General features: G+C 52.1%; 5 protein-coding genes, 2 tRNA genes and 1 rRNA gene. 5 read left to right on the top strand and 3 right to left on the bottom strand.

Translation table 11 applies throughout. The annotated features are described in order from the left end of the window. The coding region (locus AC1HCM_RS04800) for a hypothetical protein (protein ID WP_479460636.1) at window positions 1-374 on the bottom strand (374 nt) is incomplete at its 3' end. 193 nt (window positions 375-567) lie between these two features. Between AC1HCM_RS04800 and AC1HCM_RS04795 the strand changes: the two genes are divergently transcribed. The 3 genes from AC1HCM_RS04795 to topA are packed head-to-tail and all read left to right on the top strand — an operon-like array spanning window position 568 to window position 3,807. Continuing rightward, window positions 568-1,695, top strand: coding sequence for a KamA family radical SAM protein (locus AC1HCM_RS04795; protein ID WP_479460635.1), 1,128 nt, complete (start codon window positions 568-570; stop codon window positions 1,693-1,695). After that, the gene (locus AC1HCM_RS04790; RefSeq protein WP_479460634.1) at window positions 1,670-2,200 is read left to right on the top strand and encodes a hypothetical protein; all 531 of its coding nucleotides are present in this window, start codon (window positions 1,670-1,672) and stop codon (window positions 2,198-2,200) included. Before AC1HCM_RS04795 ends, AC1HCM_RS04790 begins: the two co-directional genes overlap by 26 nt. Next, window positions 2,200-3,807, top strand: a complete 1,608-nt coding sequence (gene topA / locus AC1HCM_RS04785) for a type I DNA topoisomerase (protein WP_479460633.1) — start codon at window positions 2,200-2,202, stop codon at window positions 3,805-3,807. The genes AC1HCM_RS04790 and topA overlap by 1 nt, the downstream gene beginning before the upstream one ends. A 2-nt stretch (window positions 3,808-3,809) precedes the next feature. On the opposite strand, the gene AC1HCM_RS04780 is transcribed toward topA, so the two are convergent. Next, window positions 3,810-3,882: transfer RNA gene (locus AC1HCM_RS04780), tRNA-Phe, on the bottom strand. Between the two features lie 35 nt (window positions 3,883-3,917). Between AC1HCM_RS04780 and AC1HCM_RS04775 the strand changes: the two genes are divergently transcribed. Further along, window positions 3,918-5,294: an MBL fold metallo-hydrolase RNA specificity domain-containing protein gene (locus AC1HCM_RS04775; RefSeq protein WP_479460632.1), complete on the top strand. Its 1,377-nt coding sequence runs from the start codon at window positions 3,918-3,920 to the stop codon at window positions 5,292-5,294. A gap of 1 nt (window position 5,295) precedes the next feature. Here AC1HCM_RS04775 and AC1HCM_RS04770 read toward each other — a convergent pair. Further along, a tRNA-Arg gene (locus tag AC1HCM_RS04770) sits at window positions 5,296-5,372 on the bottom strand. Window positions 5,373-5,611: 239 nt separating this feature from the next. Here AC1HCM_RS04770 and AC1HCM_RS04765 point away from each other — a divergent pair. Continuing rightward, a 16S ribosomal RNA gene (locus AC1HCM_RS04765) occupies window positions 5,612-6,566 on the top strand; the annotation flags it as partial.

Here is a 6,566-nt window from a genome sequence, read left to right as displayed (position 1 = left end):
ACAGCCTCCCTTCCCCTCAGCTCCTTTAGAGCCTTGGGTATCAGTCCTTCCCTGTAAGGATACACCCTGTAAACCCCCTCTCTTTTGAATAGGATCTTGAGGCTCTTATCAAGGAGGGTTACCTCTGCAGAGGGCTTATCCGGATAAGCCTCCGGGACGCAGACGAGAGTCTCCCTACCCTTCAGGTGTTTTACCCTGAAACAGAACCTTCTAGGCTCCTCCTTTATGTAGTACCATCCCTTTCCTGTAAAGCCTTCGGGGATAACATCTTTGTCGGAGGGGATAAGGTAAACGAGAGTCCCTATTCTTAGAACTCTAAACTCGGGTTCTGGCAGGGGCTTTGGTTCCTTCTTTATTCCGCAAGATGATATCAATATAAAATTCAAAAGAATAAAACCGAATTTTAAAAACCTTAACATCGCCTTAAAGATATATTATAAACCATTATCTGTTTTATAAGCTACCATAGGCTTGACATGAGAGGAAAATTTCTTAAAATAAGAGCTCGCAAGTGTGGTAGCTGCGATTTTAAGATTTATTCTTTGCCTTTAAAAGGAGGTGGGTGTCATGGAAAGGAAGGTTAAATACATCACAAAGCTTGAGCTTCTGGACAAACTTTCCTCCAAAGAGAGGGAGGAGCTCAAAGAAGTTACAGATAAATTCGCCTTCAGGACAAACAATTACTACAACTCTCTTATAAACTGGGAAGACCCAGACGACCCTATCCGGAGGATTGTCATACCCACGACCGAAGAGCTTGAGGTGTGGGGCAGGCTTGACGCCTCCAACGAGAGCAAGTATATGAAGGTTCACGGCTTGGAGCACAAGTATCCCGACACAGCTCTCCTGCTTGTTACGGATGTCTGCGGTATATACTGCAGGTTCTGCTTCAGGAAGAGGCTCTTCATGAACGACAACGACGAGGTCGCGAGGGATGTGTCCGAGGGTCTTGAGTACATAAGGAACCACCCGGAGGTAAACAACGTCCTCCTCACAGGGGGAGACCCCCTCGTTCTCGCCACCTTCAAGCTTGAGAAGGTCCTCAAGGCTCTTGCAGAAATCCCCCACGTGAGGATAGTCAGGATAGGAACCAAGATGCTTGCGGTCAACCCCTTCCGCGTTATAGACGACCCTGAGCTCCTTGATCTCTTTGAGTGGTTCAACACCCACACGGGTAAGAAGCTCTACCTGATGAACCACTTCAACCATCCGAGGGAGCTTACAAAGGAGGCTAAGGAGGCTATCGGGCTCGTTCAGAAGACTGGAACGACCCTGACGAACCAGACCCCGATACTTAAGGGTATAAACGACGATGTTCAGACCCTGAGGGAGCTCCTTGAGGAGCTGTCCTTTATAGGTGTGCCTCCCTACTACGTCTTCCAGTGCAGACCCACAGCCGGAAACAAGACCTACTCCACGAAGATAGAGGAGACCATAGATCTAGTTGAAGAGGTAAGGTCCAAGATGTCTGGGCTCGCCGCAAGGGTCAGGTATGTTATGTCCCATGAGACGGGTAAGATAGAGATTCTCGGAAAGACGAGCGAGCTTGTGTTCTTCAGGTACCACAGGGCTGCGGACCCTGACAATGCGGGCAAGTTCATGGTTTACAGGAGGAATCCGGAGGCTCACTGGTTTGACGACTACACGGAGCTCGTAGAAGAGTACAGGGTTGAAACTTCAGAGCAGTGCGTTTAACTTCTTTATCCTGATGGAGGTAAATCCCTACTACATACTCCTTGCGAAGCTGGAGGAGGAGATCTCCTTCCAGAGGAAGGTTATAAACACCTTCATGTTTGCCCAGCAAAAGCCCACGAGGGAGATAACCCTGAAAACCGTTGACATACTGCGCAGGCTCACCCAGGGTCTGCGCCTCATCTCTCTCGTCCTTGACGAGCTTGAGTCTATGACGGACAAGTACATGAAGGAGCAGGCGCTTCTCCTTACCTCCGAAAGCCTCTCCCTCGCCTCCCTTCTCCTTCCAGCCCTTGAATCAGCCTCGCCCCTCTTCCTTGAGAGCCTTATGGTGTATGAGGAACCGATCCTTGACAGGCTTGAGGCTGTTGCTGAGTTCATTGAGAACTCCCTTCAGGACTACGAGGAGCTCGCCACCGAAGAGATATCCCAGACTATAGAGGACATAATGAGGACCCTTGAGTACCACATAAGGCTTGGGGAGAGGTCTATGGGCAAGATAGTCTAATGAACCTCTTTATAGTTGAGTCTCCCACAAAGGCGAAGACCATCCAAAGGTATCTGGGGAAGGGCTTTCTGGTGAGAGCAACCTTCGGACACATCAAGGACCTACCTCCTAAGGAACTGGGCGTTGATGAGGAGACCCTTTCAGCCCGCTACGTCTACGTGAAGGGGAAGAAGAAGGTAGTCCTCCAGATAAAGAAGCTCTCCAAGGAAGCTGAGACCGTTTACATAGGCACAGACCCAGACAGGGAAGGGGAGGCTATCGCCTACTTCGTAAAGAAGGAGATAGAGAGAACCGCCCGAGATATTAGGAGGGCAGTTTTTTATGAGATAACACCCTCAGCCATAAAAGAGAGCATAGCAAAGGCTGGGGATATAAACATGAACATGGTTCACGCTCAGTTCGCAAGGAGGATACTTGACAGGCTCATAGGCTACAAGATTTCTCCCCTCCTCTGGAGGGCATTCAGAAACTACAAGCTCTCCGCTGGAAGGGTTCAATCACCCGCTCTCAGGCTCATAGTTGAAAGGGAGAGGGAGATAGAGAGCTTTAAGGTAAAGAAGTACTACTACGTGAAGGCACTGCTTGAGAAGGACGGAAGGCAGTTCGTAGCGACCTACGACTACCGCTACGAGAACCCCTCAGATGCGAAGGAGATAGCGGACAGGATAAGAGATGCCATCTATGCGGTTCTCAGGGTTGAGAGAAAAGAAGAGAAGGTAGCTCCTCCCAAGCCCTTTATAACCTCTTCACTCCAAAGCGAAGCGAATACGAGGCTCGGTTTCCCTACCGACAAGACCCAGTCCATAGCTCAGAAGCTTTACGAGCAGGGCTTGATAACCTACCCGCGGACCGACAGCTACAGGATGAACACCCAAAAGGCAAAGGAGTTCATGAAGTACATAGAGCAGAGGTTTGGACCGGAGTACGTCGGAAGGCTCAGGAGGTTCAGGGAGAGACCCACCTCTCAGGGTGCCCACGAGTGTATAAGACCGACCTCCCTCGGCAGGAATGCTGGTAAGGGGGAGTACGCCCAGCTCTACCAGATCATAGAGAGCAGGACCCTTGCGAGCCTGATGGCTGATATGCTCGTAGAGAAGGAAACCGCTCACATAGAGGTGAGCTCACCGAAACTAAAGAAGCCAATAACGATGGTTGCAAAGGGACTTAAGATCCTATTTCCGGGGTGGTCAAAGGTGTACCCCTCAGATATCAAAGAAGAGGAGCTCCCCCAGCTTGAGGAGGGGGATATACTGAGGCTGATCAAAGTTTATGTTGAGGAGAAGAAGACCCAGCCACCTCCCAGATATACAGAGGGGAGTCTCGTAAAGACCCTTGAGAAGCTCGGCATAGGGCGCCCTTCAACCTATGCGACCATAGTCAAGACCCTAAAGCAGAGGGGTTATGTCCACACCCGTAAAAGGGCGCTCGTCCCAACTGAGATAGCCTTTCAGGTGGTTGATTTCCTCGTGGAGAGGTTCCCGACCCTTATGGACTACGAGTTCACAGCAATGATGGAAAAGGCTCTTGATGAGGTTGAGGAGGGAAAGAGAGACTGGAAGAAAGTGGTAAGAAAGTTCATGAACAGGGTTATGGAGGTTGCTGTTTGATGTGGCCCAGGGCGGAATCGAACCGCCGACACCCCGGTTTTCAGCCGGGTGCTCTACCAACTGAGCTACCGGGCCTGAGAGATTAATTATTATAGCCTTATAATTAGGTTATGACAATAAAGATAACCCCCTGCGGTGCAGCAAAGACTGTAACCGGAAGCTGTCATCTCGTTGAGGCTAAAGGTCTCAAGCTCCTAATAGACTGCGGTATGTTTCAGGGAGCTGACGAAGACATGAACTACCAGCCCTTTCCCTTCAATCCCAGAGATATTGACTACATCATACTCACCCATGCCCATATAGACCACTGCGGTAGGATACCGCTCCTAGTTAAGGAAGGTTTCCGGGGAAAGATACTCTGCACACGCCCGACCGCCCAGATAGCCAGGATAATGCTCTTAGATGCGGCAAAGGTAATGGAGGAGACCTACAGGAGCAGACTCAAGAAAGCGGAGAGGGTGGGAGAGATAGTGAACCCGCCCCTTTACGAAGAGCTTGATGTCCTTGAGAGCTTTGATGCCTTTCACACTCCCTATCTGAACTATGAGAAGGAGTACACCCTCGCTCCAGGCTTGAGCTTTACACTTAAGGATGCCGGACACATACTCGGTTCTTCCTTCGTTGAGCTCAAGATTGATAACCTCAGGATAACCTTCTCAGGAGACCTTGGGAACAGGGACAAGCCCATAGTTAGAGACCCTTCAGACCCAGGAAGGGCGGACTACCTCTTCATTGAAACAACTTACGGCGACAGAAGGCACAAGAGCTTCAAGGAGTCAAAGGAGGAGTTTGAGGATGCAGTCCTCCAAACGCTCTACAGGGGAGGAAACGTTCTCATACCCTCCTATGCCTTGGAGCGGGCACAGGACATACTTTTCGTTTTGAGGGAGATGTATGAGAGGGACATACTCCCAGAGTGTCAGGTATTCCTTGACAGTCCTCTTGCCATAAACGCAACACGCATATTTCTGCAGAATCCAGAGTTCTTTGATAGAGAGACTTACAGGATCTTCAAGGAAAGGGACCCCTTCAGCTTCCCTTACGTGAAGTTCACTCGCACCGTTGAAGAGTCAAAGAAGATAAATGACATAAAGAGCGGAGCGATAATAATAGCGGGCAGTGGGATGCTGACAGGAGGGAGGATACTCCACCACCTTAAGCACAACCTCTGGAGAGAGGAGTGTAGCCTTATCTTCGTGGGCTTTCAACCTAAGGGTACCCTTGGGCGGAAGATAATAGAGGGGGCGGAGAAGGTGAGGGTCCTCGGTGAAGAGATCGCTGTGAGGGCACAGATCTTTACCATAAACGGTTTCTCCTCCCACGCAGACCAGGAGGAGCTAACCCAGTGGTTGTCGGCAGCCTCACCCCTAAAGACCTTTCTGGTTCACGGCGAGCCCGAAAAGATGGAGGTCTTCTCAAAACACATAAAAAATAGGCTTGGTCTTGAGAGCTACTCACCCTCCTACGGTGAGGTTTTGGAGTTTTGAATGGCGTCCCCGGGAGGACTCGAACCTCCGACCTCGAGATTAGGAATCTCGCGCTCTATCCGCCTGAGCTACGGGGACAGCCGAGAATAAAAGTATAGCTATACCTAGCCCTTTTTTCAAGTAAACCCTTCCACATCCCCAGTGGGTCAGGCAAAAACCTCTTGACACCCATCTGAAAATGGTCTATATTAATAGACCGCTTTGAAGGATAGCGAGTCCCGAGAGGCTCGCCTGGCTCCTTGGCAACTGAATAGGGGGAAGGAATCCTCAGTATCTGGGGTTCTTTTGAACTGTAAAGAGTTTGCTTGTGCCCTATTTCCATGAAGAGTTTGATCCTGGCTCAGCGCGAACGCTGGCGGCACGCCTAACACATGCAAGTCGTGGGGCAGCAGACCCTCCTTCGGGAGGGTGCTGGCGACCGGCAAACGGGTGAGTAACACGTGGGTAACCTACCCCCAGGAGGGGGATAACCCCGGGAAACCGGGGCTAATACCCCATAATGCCGAGCATCACTGAGGTGTCTCGGCCAAAGGGGGCCTCTGCTCTGCATGCTCCCGCCTGGGGATGGGCCCGCGGCCCATCAGGTTGTTGGTGGGGTAACGGCCTACCAAGCCTATGACGGGTAGCCGGCCTGAGAGGGTAGCCGGCCACAGCGGGACTGAGACACGGCCCGCACCCCTACGGGGGGCAGCAGTGGGGAATCGTGGGCAATGGGCGAAAGCCTGACCCCGCGATGCCGCGTGCGGGAAGAAGCCCTTCGGGGTGTAAACCGCTGTCAGGAGGGACGAAGGGACCGTGGGCTAATACCTCACGGTTTTGACGGTACCTCCAGAGGAAGGGACGGCTAACTACGTGCCAGCAGCCGCGGTAATACGTAGGTCCCGAGCGTTGCGCGGAGTCACTGGGCGTAAAGCGTCCGCAGCCGGCTGGGTAAGCGGGATGTCAAATCCCGCCGCTTAACGGCGGAACGGCATCCTGAACTGCTCAGCTTGAGGCACGTCCGGGCAGGCGGAATTCCCGGGGTAGCGGTGAAATGCGTAGATCTCGGGAGGAACACCGAAGGGGAAGCCAGCCTGCTGGGACTGTCCTGACGGTCAGGGACGAAAGCCAGGGGAGCGAACCGGATTAGATACCCGGGTAGTCCTGGCCGTAAACCATGGGCGCTAGGGCTTGTCCCTTTGGGGCAGGCTCGCAGCTAACGCGTTAAGCGCCCCGCCTGGGGAGTACGGGCGCAAGCCTGAAACTCAAAGGAATTGGCGGGGGCCCGCACAA

This window comes from Hydrogenivirga sp. (genome assembly GCF_056450045.1).
This window is presented reverse-complemented; position numbering and strand designations above follow the sequence as displayed.